Source organism: Variovorax sp. GW823-FHT04B03, from assembly GCF_058796495.1.
Genome location: NZ_JBXAIT010000001.1, coordinates 274,088 through 298,026 on the forward strand (window position 1 = coordinate 274,088; position 23,939 = coordinate 298,026).

A 23,939-nucleotide genomic window follows, 5' to 3' on the forward strand; every position below is an offset into this window, starting at 1 on the left:
CCTTTTCGACGGCAATGACTGTGTTCAGAGGGGCAATTCCCGGCGGCAATCAACCCATCGACTCCGGCCGTTCTGCTGAATAGCGTCGTTCAGCAGCGCATCGCCGTCGGCCGGTTCGCCGCGATTGGTCCGTCCCGGCGCACGGAATTGGTCCTTGTCCCGCACCGTGCGGCGTCGGAGCATGCAGGCCATAGAACACCGAGACAAGCACGACATGCAGAGCGCCGCCTCCCACTGCCCGCCATCGACCGTCGCACGCGCCGAAGTCCAGGCCCTGCGGTCCTCGAAGATCCGCGAGGTCGCCAATGCGGGCATGGACCGCAAGGACATCCTGCCTTTCTGGTTCGGCGAGCCCGACGAGGAGACGCCGGACGAGATCTGTGGCGCTGCGATCGCCGCCCTCGAGAACAGGCGCACCTTCTACGTCCAGACGCTGGGCGAGCCCGCGTTGCGCGAGGAGATCGCCCGGTACCTGTCGCGCTGGCATGGCCCGATCGGCGTCGAACGGGTGGCGGTGACGAGTTCGGGCACGCATGCGCTGATGCTGGCCTTGCAGGCGCTGCTGAACCCCGGCGACCGCGTCGTGGCCGTGACGCCGTTGTGGCCCAACCTGGTCGAGATGCCCAAGGTGCTGGGCGCGCACGTCGAGACCGTGGCATTGCAGTTCACCGCGGCCGGTTGGGTGCTCGACGAGCAGCGCCTTCTGGAAGCGCTTCGGCCGGGCACCCGCGCGCTGCTGCTGAATGCGCCCAACAACCCGACGGGCTGGACGCTTTCGCGCGAGACGCAGGAAAAGATCCTCGCGCACTGCCGGCGCCTGGGCATCTGGATCGTCAGCGACGATGTCTACCAGCGCATCAGCTTCGATGCGCCGTGCGCGCCGTCCTTCCTGGACATCGCGACGCCCGAGGACCGGGTCATCAGCTGCAACTCCTTTTCCAAGGCCTGGCGCATGACCGGATGGCGCCTGGGCTGGATCGTCGTGCCGCCGGCGATGCTGGGCGACATCGGCAAGCTGATCGAGTACAGCAGCACCTGCGCGCCGCCCTTCGTCCAGGCGGCGGGGGTGGTGGCCCTGGCGCGCGGGGAGGATGCCATTGCCCGCACCGTCGAGCGGTTGCGCCAGGGCCGGGACCACCTGGCGGCGCGCCTGGGGAGCGTGCCGGGGGTCGAGCTCGCAGCGCCCGCGCGCGGCGCGATGTACACCTTCTTCCGTGTCGAAGGCGTGACGGACAGCCTCGCGTTCTGCAAGCAGCTCGTGGCCGAGGCCGGGCTGGGGCTGGCGCCCGGCGTGGCCTTCGGCCCCGAGGGCGAAGGCTACCTGCGCTGGTGCTATGCGAGCGGCACGGCGCGCCTGGACGACGGCGTTCGCCGCCTGGCCGCCTACCTGGAACACCACCCAACCACACGATGAGGATGCGATGAACACCCAAGACATTGCGGGCGCCCTTTGGCAAGCCATGGAGGACGGGCGCCACATGCCGTCGGAATGGGCCGGGAAGTTCTCCCTGCAGCAGGGCTACGAAGTGCAGCTGGCCTTGTTGCACAAGCGCCTGGCCAGGGGCGAGCGGCAGACGGGCTGGAAGGTCGGCCTCACCGCCGAGGCCATGCGCGTGCAGCAGCAGGTGCACGAGCCCTGCTTCGGCTATCTGCTGGAAAGCGGCCGGCATGCGAGCGGCCAGGCCTATCGCTTTTCCGACCTGATCGCGCCGGGCTTCGAGAACGAGCTGTGTCTGACCATCGGCAAGACGCTGCGCGGACCCGGCGTGAGCCTGGAGGAGGTCGCAGCCGCCGTGACGCATGCGGCACCGGCCCTGGAGATCGTGGAGGTCCGCGGTCCGTTCGCCGGCAACCTGGCGCTGGCCATGGCGGACAACGCGCAGCAAAAGGCCTATGTGACGGGGGCGGCCGTGCCGCTGACGGCCGACAACCGCGACCTGGCCGGCGCCAACGTGACGGTGCAGGTCGACGGCGCCGTCAGCGAAACGGCCTCCGGCTCGGCGGTCATGCAGGGCGGCGGGCTGCTCTCTGTGCTGTGGCTGGCGAACAAGCTGGCCGAATTCGGCCTGACGCTGGAGGCGGGGATGCAGGTGATGTCCGGCTCCTTCACACGGCAGTACCGCGCCTCGCAGGGCATGCGGGTGCATTCCTCGTTCGACCGCTTCGGCACGGTCGCCGCGAACTTCATCTGAAGCAAGAGGTCTCCATGGATCTGGGAATCAAGGGCAAGACGGCGCTGGTGTGCGCCGCGAGCAAGGGGCTGGGCCGGGCGTGCGCGTTCGCGCTGGCGGAAGACGGCGCATCGCTCACCATCGTGGCGCGCGGCGCTCAGGCGCTCGAGGCCACCGCCGACGAAATTCGCGAGGCAACGGGCGTGCACGTGCGCACGGTGGCCGCCGACGTCACCACGGTGCAGGGGCGGGCGCTCGTCCTCGAGGCCTGCCCCGCGCCGGACATCCTGGTGACCAATGCCGCGGGCCCCAAGCCGGGCGACTTCCGCCAATGGACGTGCGACGACTGGATGGTGGCGCTCAACGCCAACATGCTGACACCCATCGAGCTGATCAAGGCGACGGTGGACGGCATGATGGATCGCGGTTTCGGCCGCATCGTCAACATCACCTCGTCCTCGGTGAAGGCGCCCATCGACATCCTGGGCCTGTCCAACGGCGCGCGCAGCGGGCTCACCGGCTTCGTGGCGGGCCTGGCGCGGCGCACGGCGCATCGCAACGTCACCATCAACAACCTGCTGCCCGGCTCGTTCGCCACCGACCGCCTGCGCGCCACGGTGGAGGCTGCCGCGGCCGGGTCGGGTCGTTCGTTCGAGGCCGAGCAGACCGAATGGCAGGGCCGCAGCCCGGCCGCGCGCTTCGGCGATCCGATGGAGTTCGGCCGTGCCTGCGCCTTCCTGTGCAGCGCCCATGCCGGCTACATCAACGCACAGAATCTGCTGCTCGACGGCGGGGCCTATCCCGGGACCTTCTAGGCGAAGCGCCAGCACCGTTCAAAAGGAACTCACTTGAGCGACCCCCAACGACAACAGGGCAGGCAGATCGTGTCTGCCACCGGCATCGAGAAACGCTTCGGCGCGCTGGACGTGCTGCGCGGCATCGACCTGTGCGCCCACGAGCACGACGTGGTCACCCTCATCGGCGCCAGCGGTTCGGGCAAGAGCACCTTCCTGCGCTGCCTCAACCTGCTCGAGGTGCCCGACGCCGGCACCGTCGCCATCGATGGCGAGGAGATCCGCATGCGCCGGTCGCCGGCAGGGCAGGCGAGCCCTGCCAGCAAGAGCCAGGTGAACCGGTTGCGCGCGGGCATCGGCATGGTGTTCCAGAACTTCAACCTGTGGAGCCACATGACCGTGCTGGAGAACGTGGCCATGCCGCCCATGAAGGTGCTGGGGCTGTCGCGCCGCGAAGCGACGGAACGGGCCGAAGCGCTGCTGGCGAAGGTCGGGCTCGGCGACCGGCTGCGGCACTACCCGGCCCACATCTCGGGCGGCCAGCAGCAGCGCTGCGCGATCGCCCGCGCGCTGGCGATGGAGCCCAAGCTGCTGCTGTTCGACGAGCCCACGTCCGCGCTCGACCCCGAGCTCGTGGGCGAGGTGCTGAAGGTGATCCGCCTGCTGGCCGAGGAGGGGCGCACCATGGTGATGGTCACCCACGAGATGGCGTTCGCACGCGAGGTCTCGACCGAGGTCGCCTTCCTGCACAAGGGAAAGATCGAGGAACGCGGGGCCCCGGCCGACGTGTTCGGCAATCCGCGCAGCGAGCGTTGCCGCAAGTTCCTCGACAGCGTTCTGTAGCCACGACATCACGAACCAAGAACTGGAGACGAAATGAAGAAATGGTTGTTCGCAGGCCTGCTGGCCGCGTGCTCCGTCGCCGCCATGGGCCGCGAGATCAAGGCCGGGGTGCAGTGCACCTATCCGCCCTTCAACTACCGCGATGCGTCGGGCGAGCTGAAGGGTTTCGAGATCGACATCGCCCGCGAGATCGGGCGGCGGATGAACGCCAACGTGCAGTTCGTCTGCCTGGGGTTCGACGGGCTGATTCCCGCGCTGCTTTCCAGGAAGATCGACATCGTCGCCTCGAGCCTCTCGATCACCGAGACGCGCAAGAAGAGCATCGACTTCTCCGTTCCCTACCGGGCCTCCACGGCGCGCTTCGTGGGCCGCAAGAACGGGGGGCTGCTCCCGATGAAGCCCGACAACACGCCCAACGCGGGCGCGCTCAAGGGCAAGGTGGTGGGCGTGCAGCGGGCCACCACCAACGACAGCTACCTTGCGGGCGAGTTCTCCGGCGTCGAGATCACGCGCTACGACTCGGCCGAGAACATGCTGCTGGACCTCGTGGCCGGCCGCATCGACCTCATGCTCGTGAGTCCCATGAAGGTTCGCACCGACTTCCTGGAGAAGCCGGAAGGGCGCAACTACGAGTTCGTCAGCCCCGAGATCGAGGCGCCCAAGTACCTGGGCGAAGGCGTGGCCGTCGGCTTGCCCAAGGGGGCCACGGCGCTGCGCGACGAGATCAACGCGGCGCTCAAGGGCATGTTTGCCGACGGAACCTTCAAGGCGATCAACCAGAAGTACTGGAGCTTCAGTGTGCTGCCCACGGTCTGGCACTGACGCCGTCGCGCCACCGAATCCGCTCACCGATTGCTGACGACACCATGGACATGTTCAACGGCTGGGGGCCGACCATCGCGCAGGGCGCCTGGACCACCGTGGAGGTGGCGCTGGTGTCGTCGGTGTTCGGCATCGCGCTGGGGCTGCTGGGCGCGGCGGCCTGCCTGTCCCGCTTCAAGGCGGTGCGCTGGCTGGCCGAGGCCTACATCACGGCGATACGGGGCATCCCGCAACTGCTGCTGATCCTGATGGTGTACTTCGGCAGCACGGTGGTCTTGAGCCGCCTGCTCGCGCTGGTCAGGCCCGACGCGGGCATGGTCGAGATCCCGCCGTATCCGGCGGGCGTCTTTGCACTGGCGCTGATCTTCGGCGGCTACGCCTCGGAGGTGTTCCGCGGCGCGCTCACGGCCATTCCCCGCGGGCAGGTGGAGGCCGGCATGGCCGTGGGCATGGGCACCCTGCAGATCTTCTTCGTGATCCAGTGCCCGCAGATGCTGCGGCTGGCGCTGCCGGGCCTGGGCAACATCTGGATCTCGACGCTCAAGGACACTTCGCTGATCTCCATCGTGGGGCTGAGCGAGCTGATGAAGGCCTCCGAACTGGCCACCAGCGACACGCGCCGCGCCCTGTTCTTCTACCTCAGTGCCGGCGCCATCTACCTCACGCTGACCGTGCTGAGTTCGCTCGTGCTGCATCAGCTCGAGCGCCGCGGCGCCCGTGGTGAAAGGACGGCCTGACCATGGATGTCGAACTCATTGTCGAGAGCCTTCCGGTGCTCTGGCAGGGCGCGCTGCTCACGCTGGAACTCTTCGCGATCACGATGGTGCTCGCGACGCTGCTGGCGGTGCCGCTGGCCATCGTGCGCGTCCAGAAGGCCTGGTGGCTGCGCTGGCCCGTCGAGGTGTTCTCGCAGGTCTTCCGGGGCACGCCGCTGCTGGTGCAGATCTTCATCGTGTACTACGGCATTGCCCAGATCGATGCGGTGCGCGACAGCTGGGCCTGGCCCTACCTTCGCAAGCCGTACTGGTGCGCCGTCATCACCTTCGTGCTGAACACGACGGCCTACGCCGTGCACATCTTCCGCGGGGCGATCCAGGCGGTGCCGCACGGGGAGGTCGAGGCCGGCCAGGCCTTCGGGCTGTCGTTCGGTGCGCTGTACCGCCACGTCATCCTGCCGCGGGCGATGCTACTGGCGCTGCCGGCCTACGGCAACGAGGTGATCAAGACGATCAAGCGCACCTCGCTGGCCAGCGCCATCACGCTCTCGGAACTGACGGGCGTGGCCAACACCCTGGTGGCGCGCACCTTCGCACCCTACGAGATCTTCATTGCGGCCGGGTTGATCTACCTTGCCTTCGCGTTTGCCGCCAACCACCTGGTGCGGCGGCTGGAGCACCGCATGTCTCGCCATCTTCGCCACTTGCCGGCGCAGCACGGCACCGGGCCCATGCCCACTTGATCCAGGAGACCGCGTGTCCACTTCTTCCGTTCCCGAGTCGGCGATGGCCGAATTCCTCGCCTTCGCCCATGGGCTGGCCGACGCCAGCGGCGCCATCCTGCGCGAGAACCTGTACAGCCGCAGGGGCTTCGAATCCAAGGAGGACGACAGCCCCGTCACCGTCGTGGACAAGCATGTCGAGCAGACGCTGCGCACGCTGATCCGCCACCGCTATCCCTCGCACGGCATCCTCGGCGAGGAGTTCGAGGGCCAGGACCTCGACGCCGAGTACGTCTGGGTGCTCGACCCGATCGACGGCACCAAGGCCTTCATCACGGGCATTCCCATCTACGGGACGCTGATTTCGCTGGCGCGCCACGGCACGCCGATCATCGGCGTGATCGACCACCCCATCACCAATGACCGATGGGCCGGGGCGCAGGGCCAGCCGTCCACCTTCAATGGCCAGCGCATCCGCAGCCGCGAGTGCCCGTCGCTGGCCGACGCGCTGGTGTCGTGCAGCAACCCGGAGCCCTTCGGGCCGCGCGAGCGCGAGGCGTTCGAGACGCTGCGCAGCGCCGCCAAATGGTGCGTGTACGGATCGAGCTGCTATGCGTACGGCTGCATCGCCAACGGAACGATCGACATCGGCATCGACTGCGGCCGCCACCGCGAGGTCGACTACTGCGCGCTGGTGCCGGTGATCGAGGGCGCCGGCGGCGTCATCACCGATTGGGAGGGGCGTCCGCTCACGATCTACTCCGGCAACCGGCTGGTCGCGTCGGGAAACCCCCGCCGCCACGAGGAGGTCCTGCGCATGCTTGCCGGCGCCTAGCGCGGGCGACCGGGCCGTATATTCGAAGGCCGCCGCAGCCTGTCCGGCACGGGCGGCATGGAGATCTCGTATGCCGCGGCACTTCAACTACCCGACCTGGAGTTCGCTCTCGCTGGACCGCAGCGGCTCCGATCCGCTGCACGTCCAGGTGTTCGAGCAGATCCGCCAGGCCATCGTGCAGGGCCGGATCTCCAAGAACTCGCGGCTGCCGCCCACCCGCCAGCTGGCCGCGGAACTCGGCGTGTCGCGCAACACCGTGGTCCTGGTCTACGAACGGCTGCTGGCCGAGGGCTATGTCAGCGGCCGCGTCGGGGCGGGCACCTACATCGCCGCCGTGCTGCCCGAGGAGCGCAGCGCGCCGGCCGGGGCGCCGTCGAACGCCCCTGTCGCCGCGCCGGCGCCCCGGCACATCTCGCGGCGCGCGCAGGCGATGTCCGAACTGGCGCTGCCGCCCGAGCGCAATGCCACGTTCGACCTCAGCCCGACCGTGCCCGCGCTCGACCAGCTGCCGTTCGAGCAGTTCGCCAAGGTCTCGTCGCAGTACTGGCGCTCGGCACCGGCCGCGGAGCTGGGCTACGGCTCGCCGATGGGGCTGCCCGAACTGCGTCAGCAGATCGCGGACTATGTGGGCGAGGCACACGGCATTTCCTGCCTGCCGGACCAGGTGCTCGTGGTCGACGGCACGACGCAGGGCTTCGTGCTGGCCGGCCAGGTGCTGACCGACCACGGCGATCGCATCATCGTGGAAGACCCGGGCTACATCACCCGGCTTGCCGCCTTGATGGGCTTCGGCGCGGACCTGGTGCCGGTGCCCATCGACCTGCAAGGCCTGGACAGCAGCCGGTTCGACAGCCATGCGCCGGACGCGCGGCTGATCGTGGCGTCGCCCACCAACCAGTTCCCCTTCGGCAGCACGATGCCGCTGGAGCGGCGCCTCTCGCTCCTGCAGTGGGCGCACGAGCGCAATGCCTGGGTGATCGAGTACGACTTCAACAACGCCTTCCATTTCCGCGGCAGGCCGCTGCCTCCGCTGGCGGCGCTGGACCACGGGGGGCGGGTCATCTACATCGGGAACTTCAACCGTTCCATCTCGCCCGCGCTCAACCTGGCCTACCTGGTGGTCCCGCCCGACCTGGCGGACGCTTTTGCCTGCGCCACGCAGATCTTCTCGTTCAAGGCCTCCATGCCGACCCAGGGCGTGGTGGCCGACTTCATGGCGAGCGGGCAGCTGGCGGCCCACATCCGGCGCATGGGCGTGCGCTATCGCGAACGCGCGCAGCTCATGGAGCACTGCTTCAGGACGCTGGTGGGGCGCGATTTCGAGCTGTCGACCACCGGCTCGGGGCTGCACCTGTCGGCCATCTCTCGCACGCCGATCGACGATGCGGCGGTTTCCCAGGCGCTGCTGGCGCACCGTATCGATGTGCCCGCGATCTCCGCCTATTGCCTGAGCGAGCAGGTCCGCACCGGCTTCGTCTTCGGCTTCGGCAACACGCCCGCCGAGCGGATCGCCCCGGCGTTGGCGCTCTTTGGCAGTGCGGTCGCGAACGCTTGAGGCGCGCCCGCTGCCCCTCAATTGTTTCGAATCCGTGAACACCGCGGTTCGTTTTGCTACGGGTTTTTACCTAGATCGAGGCGCACAATTCATCTCACGGACCAGCCCTCAAAGCTGATCTGGGTGAACAGGGCCCCGAGCGAGGTGGCCGCCCTCCGAAAAAGAACAGAGGGGCGGTGACCCACCCAAGACCGGTTCGACATCCAAAGCAAGAACTTGAACTGAATTGAAGAAGGAAGAAATCCAAATGACCGCCTCGAAGATCCTCTCCGCCGTTGCTGTTGCCCTGATGGCCGTTGCCGGCGCCGCCCATGCCGAAAGCTATGAAGGCGTGCATCAACTGACCTCGGCCGCCAGCCGCGCCGACGTCGCCGCCCAAGCCGTCGTGGCCGCGCACAGCGCCAACCCCTACGCCACCGGCGCCAACGCAGGCCCCGCGCAAGTGATCGTCTCGACCGTCAGCCGCGCCGCCGTGCGTGCCGACGCTGTCGCCGCCGCACACAGCGCCGACCCGTACGCCGAAGGCGCTTCGTCGGGCGTGGCCCCGATCGTCGCCAGCACCGTCGACCGCGCTGCGGTTCGCGCCGCAGCCCGCGCTGCTGCCCACGGCGACGCACTGCCGCTGTAAGCAACAGCCAGAACGCTTCGCCGATGGGATCGGCGAGCGCTCCAGGTCTTCATGAAAGCCGACCCTGCCAATGCAGGGTCGGCTTTTTTCATGGGCCATGACCGTGAATTCTTGGCCGAAAGTCACATTGCCTTGGCCTTGCGCATCCCTCATGATTTGGGCGCGGGAGGGATGGCCGCCAGAGCGCATGCTTTCGCATTAATGCATCGCCGTGGTGCGGACACGCGAGAATCGAGCGTCGTTCCGACCGCGAAAAATGAAAGCACGATCCGTCGCCAACCAAGCGACGACCCACTACGCATGGCCCTCACTCTCGACCCCGAAGACACGCGCGGACGCATCCACGACCTGGTGTGGAGCGGCTTCCATGCCGATGCCGACATCGGCTGGATGATCACCGACGAGTACCTCGATCCGGATGAGCTCACGCCCGAGGACCGCGCCTGGATCAAGGCCGAAACCACGCGCGCCTGCGCCGCCAAGCGCGCCGCCGAGGCGCAGTGGCCCGCGCAGACCGAGTACGACCGGCTCGAGGCCGTGTTCGCGCAGCTGCGCAGCGAAAAGATCATCGCCCTGCACCGCGCGGGCAACACGCTGTCCGACGGGCACGACGACGTGCGCGAGCAGTGGCGTGCGGCGGGCCGGCTCGAGTCCGGCATCCGCGGCTGCTGCTTCTATCACGCACAGGACCTGGACGGCGCCGTGCGCAACGGCCGCCTGTACCTCGCCTTCAGCGGCGGCATGATCCCCGAGATCGCGCAGCGCGAAGCCAACACCGTCGTGGTCGGCCGCCGCATCGTCGAGCTGCTGCGCGACGCCGGCTTCGGCGCGCAATGGAGCGGCAACATCAACGAGCGCATCGAAGCCGACCTCGGCCAATGGCGCAAGCGAGGCCCCGCCGCGTGAGTGCGCAGGCCTGGCAGCCGCCGCGCCGCATCGACGCGATCGACTTCTGGCTGCGCTCGCGGCTGCTCGCCACGGCCCACGCCCTGCGCGAAACCCTGCGGCCCTCGGCCCGGCGCTGGCCCGGCGGCCAACATGCACTGGCCGATGCGCCGGTGCTCGCGCAGTACCGAACCCCCTTGTGGTCCGACGGCCGGGCCGATGAATTTCCCTTGGTCGCCGGCAAGGTGCACAACCTGCGCGTGGCGCGGCCGGCCTTCGACGCCATCGAGGTGCCGGCCGGCGAGGTGCTGAGCTTCTGGCGCCAACTGGGGCGACCGGGTGCCGGGCGCGGCTTCGTGGTCGGGCGCGAGGTGCGCGGCGGCTGCGTGGTGCCGACGCTGGCCGGCGGGCTGTGCCAGCTGTCGAACGCACTGGCCACCGTGGCCGTGCGCGCGGGCTTCGAGCTGGTCGAGCGCCACGGCCACACGGCGCGCATCGAGCAGGCCGATGCGCCGGACGGCGACGCCGTCGATGCGACGGTGTTCTGGAACTACGTCGACGTCAAGCTGCGCGCCCGGCACGCCTGGCGGCTCGAAGTGGCCTTGACCGACACCGAGCTTGTGGTGCGCATCCGTGCGCGCACGCCGCGGGCGGTGCCGGCCGAGCCCGTCACGCTGCGGCGCACGAACGACGACGTACCCACCGCGTTGCCGCTGGCGCGCGGCTGCCTGAGCTGCGACCAGACGGCGTGCTTTCGCCACCGTCCGCCGGTCGATGTCGGCGCCGAAGGGCGCACCGCCGTCCTCGTCGATGGCTGGACGCCGGAGTTCGCACGCCACCTGCGCGAGGCGCATCCGCAGGCGCAGCGCATGCAGCCCGTGCCGCTGCGGCTCGCGTTCTGGCGCGTGCCTGCTGCAGGCTGGCATCGCGAGCCTGCGACGAACGCAGCGGTGACCACCGCGTGGGCCGCGAGCCTGCGCCGCGCCGTGTGGCAGCGGCGCTGGGCGCGGCAGGCGGGCCGGCGCCAGGCCAGCCTGATCGACGGCCAGCGCTGGCTCGCGCTGGCCTTTGCCGCGCGGCTGGTGCCGGCGCACACACACCTGGTGGTCGAGCAGCCGCTGCTGCCGCACCTGCAGCGCCTCGGCGTGCTCGACGGGCGCCGCATCACCGTGCTGGCCAGCGCACTGCCGATGGCCGACATCGAACGCCGGCTCGATGCCGCATCGCAGCGCTGGCCCGTGGATGCCACCTTGCGCGACTTCCGCGCCGATGCATCGTTGATGCGCGACGAGGCCCTGGCGCTCGCGCGCGCGACGGTCGTCGTCACAGCGCATGCCGCCGTGGCGCAGGCCATGGCGACGTACGCGCCGCAGGCCACGCTGCAGCGGCTCGACTGGGCGCTGCCGCAGGTGAAGGCCACGCACTGCAAGCGCGAAGAACCACCGCTCGTCGTGTTCGCCGCCAGCGCACTGGCGCGCAAGGGCGCGCGCGAACTCGCCGCCGCGCTGCAAGGCTGGCCGTGCCGCCTGCGCGTGCTGGGCGCGCCCTCGGACGACGCGCGGCTCTGGCAGGGCATCGAACCCATTGAACACATGAACTGGCAAGGCGACGTGCTGGCCGGTGCGAGCGTCGTCGTGCTGCCCGCGCACGTCGAGCACGCGCCGCGCGCACCGCTGCGCGCCGTGGCGGCCGGCGTGCCCGTGGTGGCATCGACGGCCTGCGGCCTGGCCGGCGTGCCGGGCGTGCACGAGGTCGCACCCGGCGACATCGACGCACTGCGCACCGCATTGCAGCAGGCCGTCCGCCTGACCTGAACGGAGAACAACCCCCTTGGCATCGATCGAACAGGCCCGCGCGGCCCTGGCTTCCCATGGCGCGCTGGCGCCGCAATCCGCCGCCGAGCACTGGCACGGCGAGCTGGCGCTGCCCGCCGCCCTCGCTACCTTCTACGAACAGGTCGGCCCGCTCGGCGAGTGGGTCAACGAGCGCGTGGGCTACGCGGGCCTCACGGTGCCGACCACGGGCAACCCGTTCAGCATTCCCGCGCTCTCGCGCCTGTGGCAGCTGCAGGCGGGCTACCGCTGGCACGGCATCACCGGCGAGCGCATTGCAGACTGGCCCGACCATTGGCTGGTGGTGGCCGACCAGGGCGCCGATCCGTTCATCTTCGACCTGCGCACCGGCGCGATCCAGTTCGCGATGCACGGCACGGGCGCCTGGGAGGAAGACGAACCGCTCTTCGCCGACATCTTCGAGATGGCCGCCTGCCTGGGCACCATCGGCCAAGTGTGGGACGAAGCGGGCGACACGATCTTCACCGACGAGGACGACTGCGAGGTCGATCCGGTGCACCGCGCGCGCCTGGTCGAGCGCCTCGTGCCGCTGCTGGGCAGTGCGGCGGCGGCCGAAAACGTCGTCGACGTGTTCGGCTGGTAAGACAAAAAAGAAGACACATGAGCATCGACCTGCAGACCCTCAAATGCGGCGAGTGCGGCAGCAGCGCGCTGCGCCGCACCGGCCTGAACGAATACACCTGCGCGCACTGCGGCTCGATGTCGCTGGTGGAAGACGACGTGTCCGACCGCCTCGAGCGCGTGCTGCAGCAGGTCAAGCACCACGCCGGCCAGCAGATCGCCGCCGAACAGGCGCTGCGCCAGAAGCAGATGGTGCGCACGATCGGCTTCGTCGTGATCGGCTTTCTCGGCGTGGCGGTGGCCGTTCAGGTCGCGATGCTGCTGTTCGGTTCGGGCCAACGCAGCGATACGCCTTCGGTGGCGCGCACGCTCGTCGAGCGCACCATCGCGACCGACGGCCTGAAGCTCTCCGAGCCGCGCCAGGTGCTGGTCGGCGAGCGGCCGAAGCTGCTGGTGCTGGCGCGCAACGAGACCGGCCGGCCGCTTGAGCGGCCTGGCCTGAAGGTGGTGTTCCACGACGGCGACACGCGGCTGAACGAGCGCAACGAATCCCTGCCGATCGATGTGCTGATGCCCGGCGAGTCCGCGCCTGTGCTGGTCGACCTGCCCTCGGGCCAGAACGTCACGCGGCAGGACGTGACGGTCGAGAAGCTGTCCGAACCGCGCAGCGCCGCCGAGGGGCCGCGCCTGGCGTTCTCGCGCGTGCGGCTGGTGCAGCAGGGCGAGCGCGTGCGCCTGGTCGGGCGCCTCGTGCATGCGGGCGCGCCCGGCACGCCGGCGTTCGGCAGCATCGAGGCACTGGTCACGCTGCACGACGACGCCGGCCAGGTGATCGGCGTCGGGCGCGGCCATGCGCCGGGGTCCGAGCTGGCGCCCGGCGCACGCACGGCGATCGATGTCGACCTCAGCCGCTTCGGCCGCGCCGCCGCCATCGCGGCCTGGGACTACCGCATCGGCTACCGCACCGTCACGCCCTCGGGCGCGCGCACCACGGTGCTCAGCGCCGACCGCGTGATCCGCACGGCCGGCGCGCCGGAGGCCTTCCACCCCGATCTGCGGCTGGGCACCGAAGACCTGCTGGCCGACGACAGCGAGCGCTTCGACCCGCGGCAACTCGAACTGCTGCCACTGGTGGCGGGGCGCAGCACGATCCAGCGGCCGCTGTTCATGACCGAGCTGGTGAACCGCAGCACCGACGCCATCGCCATTTCGCCCGGCGCCGTGATCTCGCGCTTCGGCGGCAGCACGGCCGACGGCACCACGCGCCTCGATGCGCTGGCCTCCCTGTACCCGGGCGAGCGCTTTCCGATCCTGCTGGAGCCCAAGGCGGTGGATCGCATCACCCAGACCCGCGTCGAGTGGAAGCCGATGCGCCGCGCCGCGCTGCCCGGCCCGCGCAAGCCGCTGGAGGTGCAGGTGACGGGCACGCAGGCAGGCACCGGCAGCGTGCTGCTCAACTTCAGCCAGCGCTTCACCTACAAGAGCGTGGAGGTCACGGGCACGGTGAAGAACCCCGGCACGGCCATCGCGGCCAAGGTGCGGCTGTGGGTGAGCCTGCGCGACCGCAACGACCAGCTGACCGGCTTCAAGCTGATCGAGAACCTGCCGGCCATCGCGCCGGGCGAGAGCGTGCCCTTCCAGGTCCATGTGACGCAGCACGGGCGCGATTTCGCGAGCGTCGCGACGCTATACCAAACCGAATAGCCCCGCGCATGACGGCATCGGGCGGTTCGCGCCATGATCGCGCCATGATTCCGCTTTCGATCCTCGACCTTTCCCCGATCACCGAAGGCAGCGATGCCGCGCAGTCGTTCCGCAACTCGCTGTCGCTGGCGCAGCACGGCGAGAAGCTGGGCTACACGCGCTACTGGCTGGCCGAGCACCACGGCATGCCGGGCATCGCGAGCGCGGCCACGGCCGTGCTGCTGTCGCACGTGGGCGCGGGCACCTCCACCATCCGCATCGGCGCCGGCGGCGTGATGCTGCCCAACCACTCGCCGCTGGTGATCGCCGAGCAGTTCGGCACGCTGGAGTCGCTGTACCCGGGGCGCATCGACCTGGGCCTGGGCCGCGCGCCCGGCTCCGACCAGCGCACCGCGCGCGCCCTGCGGCGCAACCTGGAGTCGGACGCCGACCAGTTCCCGCAGGACGTGATGGAGCTCATGGACTTCATGTCGAAGAACCCGCAGCAGGCCGTGCGCGCCGTGCCCGGTGCGGGGCTCGAGGTGCCGGTGTGGATCCTCGGCTCGAGCACCTTCGGCGCGCAGCTGGCGGCGCACCTGGGGCTGCCGTATGCCTTTGCCTCGCACTTCGCGCCGCAGCAGATCATGCAGGCCATCCAGATCTACCGCGAGACCTTCAAGCCCTCGGCGCAGCTGCAGAAACCGTACGTGATGCTGGGCTTCAACGTGTTCGCGGCCGACACCGACGCCGAGGCCGAGTTCCGCGCCACCTCGTGGCAGCAGGCCTTCGTGAACCTGCGCAGCGGCCGTCCGGGTCGCCTGCCGCCTCCGGTGGAGAACTACCGCCAGAAGGTCGGCCCGGCCGAGAACGCGCTGCTCGACTCGGTGCTGTCGTGCTCGGCGGTGGGCTCGGTCGAGACGGTGAAGCAGGGCGTGGAAGCGTTCGTGGCGCGCACCGGCGCCGACGAACTCATGATCACCTCGCAGGTGTTCGACCACGCCGCCCGGCTGCGCTCGTACGAGCTGCTCGCCGAGGCCTTCGGCCAGAAGAAGTAAGGCTAGGGCCTGTTCACCCTATTTCTGGCGTCGCGAAGGTCTGCCACGGCGGGCCAATCAAGGCGCGTGACGCCGCGTGTGCATGCGCACACGCAAGGAGCGCAACGCTGAGTGGCCCGCCGTGGCAGACCTTCCCTTCGGGTTGGCTGGCAAAGGGGCCGTCTGCGGCGTTGCCCGCGCTTGCAAGGCTTCAGCCTTGCTGCGCACGGGCGCCTTGCAGCCAGCCCCTTTGCCAGCCAACGCGACGCCAGAAATAGGGTGAACAGGCCCTAGGCCCGCTTGCGGGCTTCCTCGTCCACGAGGTCTTTCTTCGAGAGCTTGCCCACGGCGGTCTTGGGCAGCTCGGCGCGGATCTCGAGCGCGCCGATCATCTCGTGCTTGCCCAGGCGGTTCTTCAGGAAGGTCTTGAGCGCGTCGAGCGTGAGATCGTCTGCGCCGTCCTTCAGTTTCACGAAGGCCTTGGGCGACTGGCCCCGGTACTCGTCGGGCACGCCGATCACGCAGACCTCGGCCACCGACGGGTGCTCGTACACCGCCTCCTCGAGCACGCGCGGGTACACGTTGTAGCCGCCGCACAGCAGCATGTCCTTGGTGCGGTCGACGATGTACAGGTAGCCATCGGCGTCCATCTTCGCGACGTCGCCGCTGCGGAAGTAGCCGTCGGCCGTCATCGACTCGGCGGTGGCCTTCGGGTTGTTCCAGTAGCCCTTCATGACGTTCGGGCCCTGCACGCACAGCTCGCCGGGCTCGCCGAACGCGGTCACGTCCTGGGTCGGGTCGTCCAGGCTCACGAGCTTGATGCGCACGCGCGGCAGCGGCATGCCGCAGGAGCCGGCCTTGCGCACGCCGCGCGCGGGCGTGAAGGTGCCCACGGGCGAGGTCTCGGTCATGCCCCAGCCTTCGTTGAGGTGGCAGCCGGTGAGTTCGAAGAAGCGCTGCTCCACCTCCACCGGCAGCGGCGCGCCGCCCGAGCCGCAGAACTTCAGCGAGCGCAGGTCCATCTCCCTGGCCCTGGGGTGCGCAAGGATGGCGGTGTACATGGTCGGCACGCCAGGGAACACGCTGATCCGGCTGGCCGCGAGTTCGTTCATCACCGCGTCGACATCGAAGCGCGTGTGCAGCACCAGCGCCGCGCCCAGGCGCACGCCCAGCAGCATCGCGGCGCTGAGCGCGAAGATGTGGAACAGCGGCAGCACGACCAGGAAGCGTTCCTTGCCTTCGTCCAGGATGGGCGGATCGCCCTTGGTCGATTCGTAGTACTGCGCCGAGGCCGACGTGAGGTTCGCGTGCGTGAGCATCGCGCCCTTGGGCAGGCCGGTGGTGCCGCCGGTGTACTGCAGCACGACGATCTCTTCGGCCAGGTCGCCCAGCGGGTAGGTCTGGTGCGTGCCTTCGCTCTTGAGCAGGTCGGTGAAGCGCACGTGGCGGTCGTCGGTGGGCACCGGTGCGATCTGGCCGGCTCCCTGCAGCTGCGCCTGCACCTTGTCGCCCGCCGCGCCGTAGTCGCCGAGGCTGCCGACCACCAGCGTCTTCAGGCGCGAGCTGTCGAGCAGGCGCGCCATCAGCGGGTAGAGGTTCACGAGGTCGAGCGTGACGAGGATGTCGGTGCGGCTGTCCTCGATCTTGTGGGCCAGCACGCGCTCGGCGTCCAGCGGCGAGTAGTTCACCACCGTGCCGCCGGCCTTGAGCACGGCGAAGAAGGCGATCGGGTAGTGCGGCGTGTTCGGCAGGTACAGGCCGACATGCACGCCCGGCTTCACGCCCAGGTCCTGCAGGCTCTTGGCGGCGCGGTCGACCGCGTCACCAAGCTGGCGGTAGCTGAGCGACTGGCCCATGAACTCCACGGCCGAATGGTCGGGCCAGCGCGCGACCGCCTCGTCGAGCATCTGCTGCACCGGCTTGACGGGCAGGTCGGCGTCCCAGCGCATGCCGGGCGGGTAGTTGCGCGTCCAGGGGGTGGGGTCGCCAGAGAGGGAAGGGGTCGCCATGCGTGTTGTCTCCGCTGTGTTTCGGGGCACTGTAGCGCCGGCCTTTCGCATCGTGGAGTGGCGGCTGACAAGCCGGCGACACGGGTTTTCCCGATTTCCCACACGCCGGATGCCCCTGTCGCCGGGCTGGGACAATGGCGGGCTTATGGCAAAACAACGGATCGTGGTCGGGCTGAGCGGCGGGGTGGACTCCGCGGTCACCGCGCACCTGCTCAAGCAGCAGGGGCACGAGGTGGTCGGCATCTTCATGAAGAACTGGGAAGACGACGACGACAGCGAGTACTGCTCGTCGAACATCGACTTCGTGGACGCCGCCAGCGTGGCCGACGTGCTGGGCATCGAGATCGAGCACGTCAACTTCGCCGCCGACTACAAGGACCGCGTGTTCGCCGAGTTCCTGCGCGAATACAAGGCCGGCCGCACGCCCAACCCCGACGTGCTGTGCAACGCCGAGATCAAGTTCAAGGCCTTTCTCGACCACGCCATGCGGCTGGGCGCCGAGAAGATCGCCACGGGCCACTACGCCCGCGTGCGCCTCGACGAAGCTTCGGGCCGGCACGAGCTGCTCAAGGGGCTCGACAACTCGAAGGACCAGAGCTACTTCCTGCACCGCCTGAACCAGGCGCAGCTGTCGAAGACGCTGTTCCCGGTCGGCGAGCTGCACAAGACCGAGGTGCGCCGCATCGCGGAAGAGATCGGCCTGCCCAACGCGAAGAAGAAGGACTCGACCGGCATCTGCTTCATCGGCGAGCGGCCGTTCCGCGACTTCCTGAACCGCTACATCTCCAAGGAGCCGGGCCCGATCAAGGACGACCGCGGCCGCAAGCTCGGCGAGCACCAGGGCCTGAGCTTCTACACGCTGGGCCAGCGCCAGGGGCTGGGCATCGGCGGCGTGAAGGAAAAGGGCGCCCAGCGCGGCGCGGGCGACCATTCGCCCTGGTTCGTCGCGCGCAAGGACGTCGAGAAGAACACGCTGTGGGTGGTGCAGGGGCACGACCATCCGTGGCTGCTGTCGTCCGAACTGAAGGCGGACGACGCGAGCTGGGTGGCCGGCGAGGCGCCCACCGCGGGCGCCTACGGTTCGAAGGCGCGCTACCGGCAGGCCGATGCGGCCTGCGAACTGGCCGAGGGCGTCAACGGCGCGTTCAGCCTGCGCTTCGGTGCGCCGCAATGGGCGGTCACGCCGGGGCAGTCGGCCGTGCTGTACGACGGCGAGCGCTGCCTCGGGGGCGGCGTCATCGTCTGAACAGGCCTCAGCGGGACTGCCGCACGCTGTCTTCGGTGTGGATCAGCGCGAGCGGGTGGCGCTTGCCGGCGAGGTAGTCCTCGACGCAGCGCAGCAGCAGCGGGCTGCGATGGCGCGCCACGCTGGCGCGGATCTCGTCCACGCTCATCCACAGCGTGCGCACGATGCCTTCGTCGAGCGCACGGCCTTCCTCGCGCGCGCCCAGTTCGCCGGTGAAGGCAAAGCGCATGTAGGTCACGTCGGGCTGCTCGGCCGAGCGCGCCATGTACACGCCCAGCAGCGCGGTCGGCGTGAAGGCGTGGGCTGTTTCCTCGAGCGTTTCGCGGATGCAGCCGTCCTCGGGCGACTCGCCGGGGTCGAGGTGGCCGGCGGGGTTGTTGAGCTTCAGGCCGTCGTCGGTCTGCTCTTCGACGAGCAGGAAGCGGCCGTCTTGCTCGATCACCGCGGCCACGGTGACATTGGGTTTCCAGCGTGTGGGCATCGTGGGCGCGAGTCTATCGGCATCTCGGCTATCGCACGACATAGCCGCTGAAGCGCCAGATGCGGTCGGCGTCGAGCCGGAAGCTCACCCGTTCGCGCAGCGTGCGCTCGGGCGTGTTGCCGAAGCGGGTCTCGTACTCGACGCTGACGTACTGGCCGGCCGCATCGGCGTCCGGGTCGGTCACGACCTGCCGGTGCACGGCCACCCAGGTGCGCTGCTGCGGTCCGCCGAGCGGGGCGCGGCTTTTGGCCACCTTGCTGGCGAAGTCGGTGCGGGTGATGCGCTTGCGGGTGGCGGGCGTGGCGCCGTCCCACAGCTCGCCGGCCTGGTCGCGGTCGATCATCTGGATCGCCTGCAGGCCGCCGCGCACCATGTCGCTGGCCTCGACGTCTTCAGCGAGGGCGGGGAACAGACCGCTGCACAGCAGGAGCAGCGCGGCCAGGAGGAGCCGGGGCATGGGGAAGGGCACTTGTTCGGACGGAACAAGTTGGAGGCCGACGGGGAGGAGGGGTTCCCCGCCCGGCCTGCCGGGGCGTGCGCTCAGCGCGCGGTGGCAGCGGCAGCGGCGGGCCGCGTGTCGACCTCGATGGTTTCCAGCCGGTAGCCCAGGCCGTACACCGCCAGCAGCAGGAAGCCGTTCGACGGACGCAGCTCGAGCTTGGTGCGCAGGCGCGACACGTGGGTGTCGAGCGAGCGCGACAGCGCCTCGACGCCCAGCCCCCAGACCGCCTCGTGCAGGTGCTCGCGCGAGAGCAGGCGCCCCAGGTTCTGGAACAGGAAGAGCGCGAGTTCGTATTCGCGGTTCTTCAGCTCGACCAGCTCGCCGTGGACCCTGATGGTGCGCGAGGGCGGAAAGAAGTGGTACGGGCCGAACACCATTTCGGGCTCGTTGCGCGAGGGGTAGGCGCGGCGCAGCAGGGCGTTGATGCGGGCCTCGAACTCGATCGGGCGCAGCGGCTTGGCCATGAAGTCGTCGGCGCCGACATTGAGGCCTTCGACCATGTCGCTGTCGTCGTGGTGCTCGGTCACGAACAGGATCGGCATGCGGCTCTTGTAGTCCTGCCGGATCGTCTTGACGACGTCCGGGCCGTTCATGTCCGGCAGGCGCCAGTCGAGGACCAGCAGGTCGAAGGTTTCGCGGCGCATGGCGTGCAGCAGCGCCTTGCCGGCGGCGTACGTGTGGCACTCGTGACCGAGGCTCGCCATGGATTGGTTGATCAACCGGAGTTGGTCCGGCTCGGTGTCGAGTACTGCAATGCGCATTCCATTCCCTTGTTCCGCCCTGTGTGGACCTCTATGTGTCCGCAATATGAATCGAAGTGTATCTATCTGCGTCTGAAATCATTGCTGTGAATTGCTATTAATTCACGCAAATTGATTTTATGTATGTGGTTCAATTGCTAATTGAATCCAATTGGTGTTAGTTGATTGCAATCTAGAACCAGAGCGAGCGAAGGCGCCACAAGCGCTTCTGCGGCGGTCACCCGTGTTTCCCCCGGGGTCGGACCGGCCGCCAATTTGCTATCAATTAAGTAGCTTCATGTGCAGTGCCTGCGGGCGTTGAGCGGCAAAAAGAACGCGGCATTCTGGCGACAGGTGCGCTTGTAATCTTGCTGTAAGCTCTGCCCGCAATCCGTGCTGCCCCTTCCCCCTGAGGAGAACTCTATGTTGATAGGCGTGCCTGCCGAGACAGCGGCTGGCGAAACCCGAGTGGCCGTTACACCCGAAACGGTGAAGAAACTGGTGGCCTCCGGGCATACCGTGCGTGTGCAGGCCGGTGCCGGCATTGCAGCCAGCGTCACCGACGCGGCGTACCAGACGGCAGGCGCCGAGATCACCGATGCGGCCGGGGCGCTCTCCGCCGACATGGTGCTCAAGGTGCGCACGCCCAGCGACGCCGAGGCGGCGCAGCTGAAGGCCGGCGCGGTCGTCATCGGCATGCTCAATCCTTTCGACGCGGCCGGCCTGCAGCGCCTGGCCGCCGCGGGTGTCACGGGCTTCGCGCTCGAAGCCGCGCCGCGCACCACGCGCGCCCAGAGCATGGACGTGCTCAGCTCGCAGGCCAACATCGCCGGCTACAAGGCCGTGATGATCGCGGCCGACAAGTACCAGCGCTTCTTCCCCATGCTGATGACCGCCGCCGGCACCGTGAAGGCCGCGCGCGTCGTCATCCTGGGCGTCGGCGTGGCCGGCCTGCAGGCCATTGCCACGGCCAAGCGCCTGGGCGCCGTCATCGAGGCCTCGGACGTGCGTCCGAGCGTCAAGGAACAGATCGAGTCGCTGGGCGGCAAGTTCATCGACGTGCCCTACGAGACGCAGGAAGAGAAGGACGCGGCCGAAGGCGTCGGCGGCTACGCCCGTCCGATGCCCGCCAGCTGGCTCACGCGCCAGCAGGCCGAGGTCGCCAAGCGTGTCGCGCTGGCCGACGTGGTCATCAGCACCGCGCTCATCCCTGGCCGCGCCGCGCCCACCCTCATCACCGAGGACATGGTCAAGTCGATGAAGCCGGGTTCGGTGATCGTCGACATCGCGGCCGGCAAGGGCGCCGACGGCATCGGCGGCAACTGCCCGCTGTCGGAGGCCGACAAGACCGTGGTCAAGCATGGCGTGACCATCGTCGGCGAAACCAACCTCGCGGCGCTGGTGGCGGCCGACGCGTCGGCGCTGTATGCGCGCAACGTGCTCGACTTCCTCAAGCTCGTCGTCACGAAGGAAGGCGCGCTCAAGATCGACCTTGAGGACGACATCGTCGCCGCCTGCCGCGTCACGCAGGACGGCCAGGTCACGCGCAAGTAAGAGCAGGCTGCCTTCCATGAACCGCACCATGCTCCGCGCGAAGCTGCATCGCGCCACCGTGACCGAAGCCGACCTGCATTACGAAGGCTCGTGCGGCATCGACGAAGACCTGCTCGACGCGGCCGACATGCGCGAGTACGAAAAGATCGAGCTGTACAACGTCAACAACGGCGAGCGCTTCTCGACCTACATCATCAAGGCGGCGCGCGGTTCGGGCGCCATCTCGCTCAACGGCGCGGCGGCGCGCAAGGCGCATGTGGGCGACCTGCTCATCATCTGCACCTACGCCCCCATGACCGAGGCCGAAGCCGCCGACTACAAGCCCAAGGTGGTGCTGCTTGGCGATGCCAACCGCATCAACGAAGTCAAGAAGCTCTGACAGAGCCCGGGACCAAGAGACAGAGACCGAACGAGGAGAACACAACACCATGGAAATCGTTTCGCACACCGTCATCAACCTGACCATCTTCGTGCTGGCCATCTACGTCGGCTACCACGTGGTCTGGACCGTCACGCCCGCGCTGCACACGCCGCTCATGGCCGTGACCAACGCCATCTCGGCCATCGTGATCGTGGGCGCCATGCTGGCCGCCGCGCTCACCACCACCCCGCTGGGCAAGACCATGGGCGTGCTCGCCGTGGCGCTGGCCGCGGTGAACGTCTTCGGCGGCTTCCTGGTCACGCGCCGGATGCTCGAGATGTTCAAGAAGAAGGACAAGAAGGCCGCACCGAAGGCTGCAGAGGGAGCCGCCAAGTGAGCATGAACCTCGTCACGCTGCTGTACCTCGTTGCCAGCGTCTGCTTCATCCAGGCCCTGAAGGGCCTGTCCCATCCCACCACCTCGATCCGCGGCAACATCTTCGGCATGACCGGCATGGCGATCGCCGTGCTGACCACCATCGCGCTCGTCCACGGACAGGCGCGCGCCCTCAACGTCGACTTCACCACCGGCATCGCCTGGGTGCTGGCTGCCGTCGTGGTCGGTGGCGGCCTGGGCGCCTTCATGGCCAACAAGGTCGAGATGACCAAGATGCCCGAGCTGGTCGCCTTCATGCACAGCATGATCGGCCTGGCCGCGGTGTTCATCGGCGTGGCCGCGGTGGCCGAGCCCTGGGCCTTCGGCATCACGGCCGCGCCCGTGGCGGCTGTCGTCGGTGCGCGCACGCCCGACGGCGCGGTGCTCTTCGAGGGCTTCGTGCGCTACGCCATTCCGTACGGCAACCGGCTCGAGCTGTTCCTGGGTGCGGCCATCGGCGCCATCACCTTCAGCGGCTCGGTCATCGCCTTCGGCAAGCTCTCGGGCAAGTACAAGTTCCGCCTGTTCCAGGGCGCGCCGGTGCAGTTCTCGGGCCAGCACATGCTGAACCTGGTGCTGGGCCTGGCGACCATCGCCCTGGGCCTGGTCTTCGTGGCCACCGAAAGCTGGCCGGCGTTCTTCGCGATGCTGGCGCTGGCCTTCGTGATGGGCGTGCTCATCATCATCCCGATCGGCGGCGCCGACATGCCGGTGGTGGTGTCGATGCTCAACAGCTACTCGGGCTGGGCGGCGGCCGGCATCGGCTTCAGCCTGAACAACGCGATGCTGATCGTGGCCGGTTCGCTGGTGGGCTCTTCGGGCGCGATCCTGAGCTACATCATGTGCAAGGCCATGAACCGCTCGTTCTTCAACGTGATCCTGGGCGGCTTCGGCGGTGAGGCAACCACCGCCACCGACGGCGCGAAGGAACAGCGTCCTGTGAAGAGCGGCAGCGCCGACGACGCGGCCTACATGCTGTCCAACGCCGAGACGGTGATCATCGTGCCGGGCTACGGCCTGGCCGTGGCGCGCGCCCAGCACGCCGTGAACGAACTGGCCGAGAAGCTCACGCACAAGGGCGTCAACGTGAAGTACGCCATCCACCCTGTGGCCGGCCGCATGCCGGGCCACATGAACGTGCTGCTGGCCGAGGCCGAGGTGCCCTACGACCAGGTGTTCGAGATGGAGGACATCAATGGCGAGTTCGCGCAGGCCGACGTGGCGATCATCCTGGGTGCCAACGACGTGGTGAACCCGGCCGCGCTCACCAAGGGCACGCCGATCTACGGCATGCCGATCCTGGAAGCCTACAAGGCCAAGACCGTCATCGTGAACAAGCGCTCCATGGCCGCCGGCTACGCGGGCCTGGACAACGAGCTCTTCTACATGGACAAGACCATGATGGTCTTTGGCGATGCGAAAAAAGTAGTGGAAGATATGGGCAAGGCCATCGAATAGGCCGAAGGTCCGTGCCCGCGATGCGGGCCTGATCGTCGCGGCGCCTCACGT

The 23,939-nt window shown here is 68.6% G+C and carries 24 protein-coding genes; 20 read left to right on the forward strand and 4 right to left on the reverse strand.

The window, feature by feature from the left end:
- Positions 1-214 precede the first annotated feature (214 nt).
- The 15 genes from AC1RAD_RS01220 (at position 215) to AC1RAD_RS01290 (ending at position 15,123) form a co-directional block, all read left to right on the forward strand.
- On the forward strand, positions 215-1,414 hold the full coding sequence (locus AC1RAD_RS01220) for a pyridoxal phosphate-dependent aminotransferase (RefSeq protein WP_492733478.1): 1,200 nt from the start codon (positions 215-217) through the stop codon (positions 1,412-1,414).
- Positions 1,415-1,421: 7 nt separating this feature from the next.
- Positions 1,422-2,192, forward strand: a complete 771-nt coding sequence (locus AC1RAD_RS01225; RefSeq protein WP_492733480.1) for a 2-keto-4-pentenoate hydratase — start codon at positions 1,422-1,424, stop codon at positions 2,190-2,192.
- A 14-nt stretch (positions 2,193-2,206) separates the two neighbouring features.
- Positions 2,207-2,986 (forward strand): SDR family oxidoreductase, encoded by a 780-nt coding sequence (locus tag AC1RAD_RS01230; RefSeq protein ID WP_390347162.1) that lies wholly within the window; start codon positions 2,207-2,209, stop codon positions 2,984-2,986.
- 33 nt (positions 2,987-3,019) lie between these two features.
- On the forward strand, positions 3,020-3,808 hold the full coding sequence (locus AC1RAD_RS01235; protein ID WP_390347160.1) for an ABC transporter ATP-binding protein: 789 nt from the start codon (positions 3,020-3,022) through the stop codon (positions 3,806-3,808).
- A 33-nt stretch (positions 3,809-3,841) separates the two neighbouring features.
- Complete coding sequence (locus AC1RAD_RS01240; protein ID WP_492733482.1) at positions 3,842-4,630, forward strand: transporter substrate-binding domain-containing protein; 789 nt, start codon at positions 3,842-3,844, stop codon at positions 4,628-4,630.
- Between the two features lie 44 nt (positions 4,631-4,674).
- On the forward strand, positions 4,675-5,367 hold the full coding sequence (locus AC1RAD_RS01245; RefSeq protein WP_062480466.1) for an ABC transporter permease: 693 nt from the start codon (positions 4,675-4,677) through the stop codon (positions 5,365-5,367).
- A gap of 2 nt (positions 5,368-5,369) precedes the next feature.
- Positions 5,370-6,089 (forward strand): ABC transporter permease, encoded by a 720-nt coding sequence (locus AC1RAD_RS01250; RefSeq protein WP_062480468.1) that lies wholly within the window; start codon positions 5,370-5,372, stop codon positions 6,087-6,089.
- Positions 6,090-6,102: 13 nt separating this feature from the next.
- Positions 6,103-6,903 (forward strand): inositol monophosphatase family protein, encoded by an 801-nt coding sequence (locus AC1RAD_RS01255; protein ID WP_206167823.1) that lies wholly within the window; start codon positions 6,103-6,105, stop codon positions 6,901-6,903.
- Between the two features lie 70 nt (positions 6,904-6,973).
- Positions 6,974-8,458, forward strand: coding sequence for a MocR-like pyridoxine biosynthesis transcription factor PdxR (pdxR, locus tag AC1RAD_RS01260; RefSeq protein WP_070063410.1), 1,485 nt, complete (start codon positions 6,974-6,976; stop codon positions 8,456-8,458).
- A gap of 247 nt (positions 8,459-8,705) precedes the next feature.
- On the forward strand, positions 8,706-9,086 hold the full coding sequence (locus tag AC1RAD_RS01265; protein WP_492733484.1) for a helicase SNF2: 381 nt from the start codon (positions 8,706-8,708) through the stop codon (positions 9,084-9,086).
- Positions 9,087-9,386: 300 nt separating this feature from the next.
- Positions 9,387-9,992 carry a DUF6891 domain-containing protein gene (locus AC1RAD_RS01270; protein WP_307696902.1) on the forward strand — a complete coding sequence of 202 codons (606 nt, stop codon included), beginning with the start codon at positions 9,387-9,389 and terminating at the stop codon, positions 9,990-9,992.
- Positions 9,989-11,785, forward strand: coding sequence for a VanW family protein (locus AC1RAD_RS01275; protein WP_492733486.1), 1,797 nt, complete (start codon positions 9,989-9,991; stop codon positions 11,783-11,785). Before AC1RAD_RS01270 ends, AC1RAD_RS01275 begins: the two co-directional genes overlap by 4 nt.
- Positions 11,786-11,801: 16 nt before the next feature.
- On the forward strand, positions 11,802-12,407 hold the full coding sequence (locus tag AC1RAD_RS01280; RefSeq protein ID WP_492733488.1) for a hypothetical protein: 606 nt from the start codon (positions 11,802-11,804) through the stop codon (positions 12,405-12,407).
- A 17-nt stretch (positions 12,408-12,424) separates the two neighbouring features.
- Entirely contained in the window at positions 12,425-14,089 is a 1,665-nt protein-coding gene (locus tag AC1RAD_RS01285) for an FxLYD domain-containing protein (RefSeq protein ID WP_492733490.1), read from the forward strand.
- 44 nt (positions 14,090-14,133) lie between these two features.
- Entirely contained in the window at positions 14,134-15,123 is a 990-nt protein-coding gene (locus tag AC1RAD_RS01290; protein WP_492733492.1) for an LLM class flavin-dependent oxidoreductase, read from the forward strand.
- Positions 15,124-15,392: 269 nt separating this feature from the next.
- On the opposite strand, the gene AC1RAD_RS01295 is transcribed toward AC1RAD_RS01290, so the two are convergent.
- Complete coding sequence (locus AC1RAD_RS01295; RefSeq protein WP_492733494.1) at positions 15,393-17,111, reverse strand: long-chain-fatty-acid--CoA ligase; 1,719 nt, start codon at positions 17,109-17,111, stop codon at positions 15,393-15,395.
- Positions 17,112-17,256: 145 nt separating this feature from the next.
- Between AC1RAD_RS01295 and mnmA the strand changes: the two genes are divergently transcribed.
- Entirely contained in the window at positions 17,257-18,357 is a 1,101-nt protein-coding gene (gene mnmA, locus AC1RAD_RS01300) for a tRNA 2-thiouridine(34) synthase MnmA (RefSeq protein ID WP_492733496.1), read from the forward strand.
- Between the two features lie 7 nt (positions 18,358-18,364).
- Here mnmA and AC1RAD_RS01305 read toward each other — a convergent pair whose 3' ends face one another.
- From AC1RAD_RS01305 to AC1RAD_RS01315, 3 genes are all read right to left on the reverse strand, one after another.
- Positions 18,365-18,838, reverse strand: coding sequence for an NUDIX hydrolase (locus tag AC1RAD_RS01305; protein WP_492733498.1), 474 nt, complete (start codon positions 18,836-18,838; stop codon positions 18,365-18,367).
- A 28-nt stretch (positions 18,839-18,866) separates the two neighbouring features.
- Entirely contained in the window at positions 18,867-19,295 is a 429-nt protein-coding gene (locus AC1RAD_RS01310; RefSeq protein ID WP_492698944.1) for a DUF4019 domain-containing protein, read from the reverse strand.
- A gap of 83 nt (positions 19,296-19,378) precedes the next feature.
- Complete coding sequence (locus AC1RAD_RS01315; protein WP_492733500.1) at positions 19,379-20,101, reverse strand: response regulator transcription factor; 723 nt, start codon at positions 20,099-20,101, stop codon at positions 19,379-19,381.
- Between the two features lie 402 nt (positions 20,102-20,503).
- Here AC1RAD_RS01315 and AC1RAD_RS01320 point away from each other — a divergent pair, with 402 nt between their 5' ends.
- From AC1RAD_RS01320 to AC1RAD_RS01335, 4 genes are read left to right on the forward strand one after another with little or no spacing between them, the layout of a single operon-like run.
- Positions 20,504-21,634: a Re/Si-specific NAD(P)(+) transhydrogenase subunit alpha gene (locus AC1RAD_RS01320; protein WP_492733502.1), complete on the forward strand. Its 1,131-nt coding sequence runs from the start codon at positions 20,504-20,506 to the stop codon at positions 21,632-21,634.
- Between the two features lie 16 nt (positions 21,635-21,650).
- Entirely contained in the window at positions 21,651-22,013 is a 363-nt protein-coding gene (gene panD, locus AC1RAD_RS01325) for an aspartate 1-decarboxylase (RefSeq protein WP_062481508.1), read from the forward strand.
- Between the two features lie 49 nt (positions 22,014-22,062).
- A complete protein-coding gene (locus AC1RAD_RS01330; protein WP_062481510.1) occupies positions 22,063-22,392 on the forward strand; it encodes an NAD(P) transhydrogenase subunit alpha part 2 in 330 nt (109 codons plus the stop codon).
- The gene (locus AC1RAD_RS01335) at positions 22,389-23,888 is read left to right on the forward strand and encodes an NAD(P)(+) transhydrogenase (Re/Si-specific) subunit beta (RefSeq protein ID WP_492733504.1); all 1,500 of its coding nucleotides are present in this window, start codon (positions 22,389-22,391) and stop codon (positions 23,886-23,888) included. Before AC1RAD_RS01330 ends, AC1RAD_RS01335 begins: the two co-directional genes overlap by 4 nt.
- The last annotated feature ends 51 nt before the right edge of the window (positions 23,889-23,939 follow it).

Coding starts and splice junctions, on each gene's coding strand:
- AC1RAD_RS01330 (WP_062481510.1), top strand. CDS start 22,063: ATGGAAATCGTTTCGCACACCGTCATCAACCTGACCATCTTCGTGCTG.
- AC1RAD_RS01290 (WP_492733492.1), top strand. CDS start 14,134: ATGATTCCGCTTTCGATCCTCGACCTTTCCCCGATCACCGAAGGCAGC.
- AC1RAD_RS01310 (WP_492698944.1), bottom strand. CDS start 19,295: ATGCCCCGGCTCCTCCTGGCCGCGCTGCTCCTGCTGTGCAGCGGTCTG.
- AC1RAD_RS01265 (WP_492733484.1), top strand. CDS start 8,706: ATGACCGCCTCGAAGATCCTCTCCGCCGTTGCTGTTGCCCTGATGGCC.
- AC1RAD_RS01230 (WP_390347162.1), top strand. CDS start 2,207: ATGGATCTGGGAATCAAGGGCAAGACGGCGCTGGTGTGCGCCGCGAGC.
- AC1RAD_RS01250 (WP_062480468.1), top strand. CDS start 5,370: ATGGATGTCGAACTCATTGTCGAGAGCCTTCCGGTGCTCTGGCAGGGC.
- pdxR (WP_070063410.1), top strand. CDS start 6,974: ATGCCGCGGCACTTCAACTACCCGACCTGGAGTTCGCTCTCGCTGGAC.
- AC1RAD_RS01315 (WP_492733500.1), bottom strand. CDS start 20,101: ATGCGCATTGCAGTACTCGACACCGAGCCGGACCAACTCCGGTTGATC.
- AC1RAD_RS01220 (WP_492733478.1), top strand. CDS start 215: ATGCAGAGCGCCGCCTCCCACTGCCCGCCATCGACCGTCGCACGCGCC.
- AC1RAD_RS01320 (WP_492733502.1), top strand. CDS start 20,504: ATGTTGATAGGCGTGCCTGCCGAGACAGCGGCTGGCGAAACCCGAGTG.
- AC1RAD_RS01225 (WP_492733480.1), top strand. CDS start 1,422: ATGAACACCCAAGACATTGCGGGCGCCCTTTGGCAAGCCATGGAGGAC.
- AC1RAD_RS01270 (WP_307696902.1), top strand. CDS start 9,387: ATGGCCCTCACTCTCGACCCCGAAGACACGCGCGGACGCATCCACGAC.
- AC1RAD_RS01305 (WP_492733498.1), bottom strand. CDS start 18,838: ATGCCCACACGCTGGAAACCCAATGTCACCGTGGCCGCGGTGATCGAG.
- AC1RAD_RS01295 (WP_492733494.1), bottom strand. CDS start 17,111: ATGGCGACCCCTTCCCTCTCTGGCGACCCCACCCCCTGGACGCGCAAC.
- AC1RAD_RS01285 (WP_492733490.1), top strand. CDS start 12,425: ATGAGCATCGACCTGCAGACCCTCAAATGCGGCGAGTGCGGCAGCAGC.
- mnmA (WP_492733496.1), top strand. CDS start 17,257: ATGGCAAAACAACGGATCGTGGTCGGGCTGAGCGGCGGGGTGGACTCC.
- AC1RAD_RS01240 (WP_492733482.1), top strand. CDS start 3,842: ATGAAGAAATGGTTGTTCGCAGGCCTGCTGGCCGCGTGCTCCGTCGCC.
- AC1RAD_RS01245 (WP_062480466.1), top strand. CDS start 4,675: ATGGACATGTTCAACGGCTGGGGGCCGACCATCGCGCAGGGCGCCTGG.
- panD (WP_062481508.1), top strand. CDS start 21,651: ATGAACCGCACCATGCTCCGCGCGAAGCTGCATCGCGCCACCGTGACC.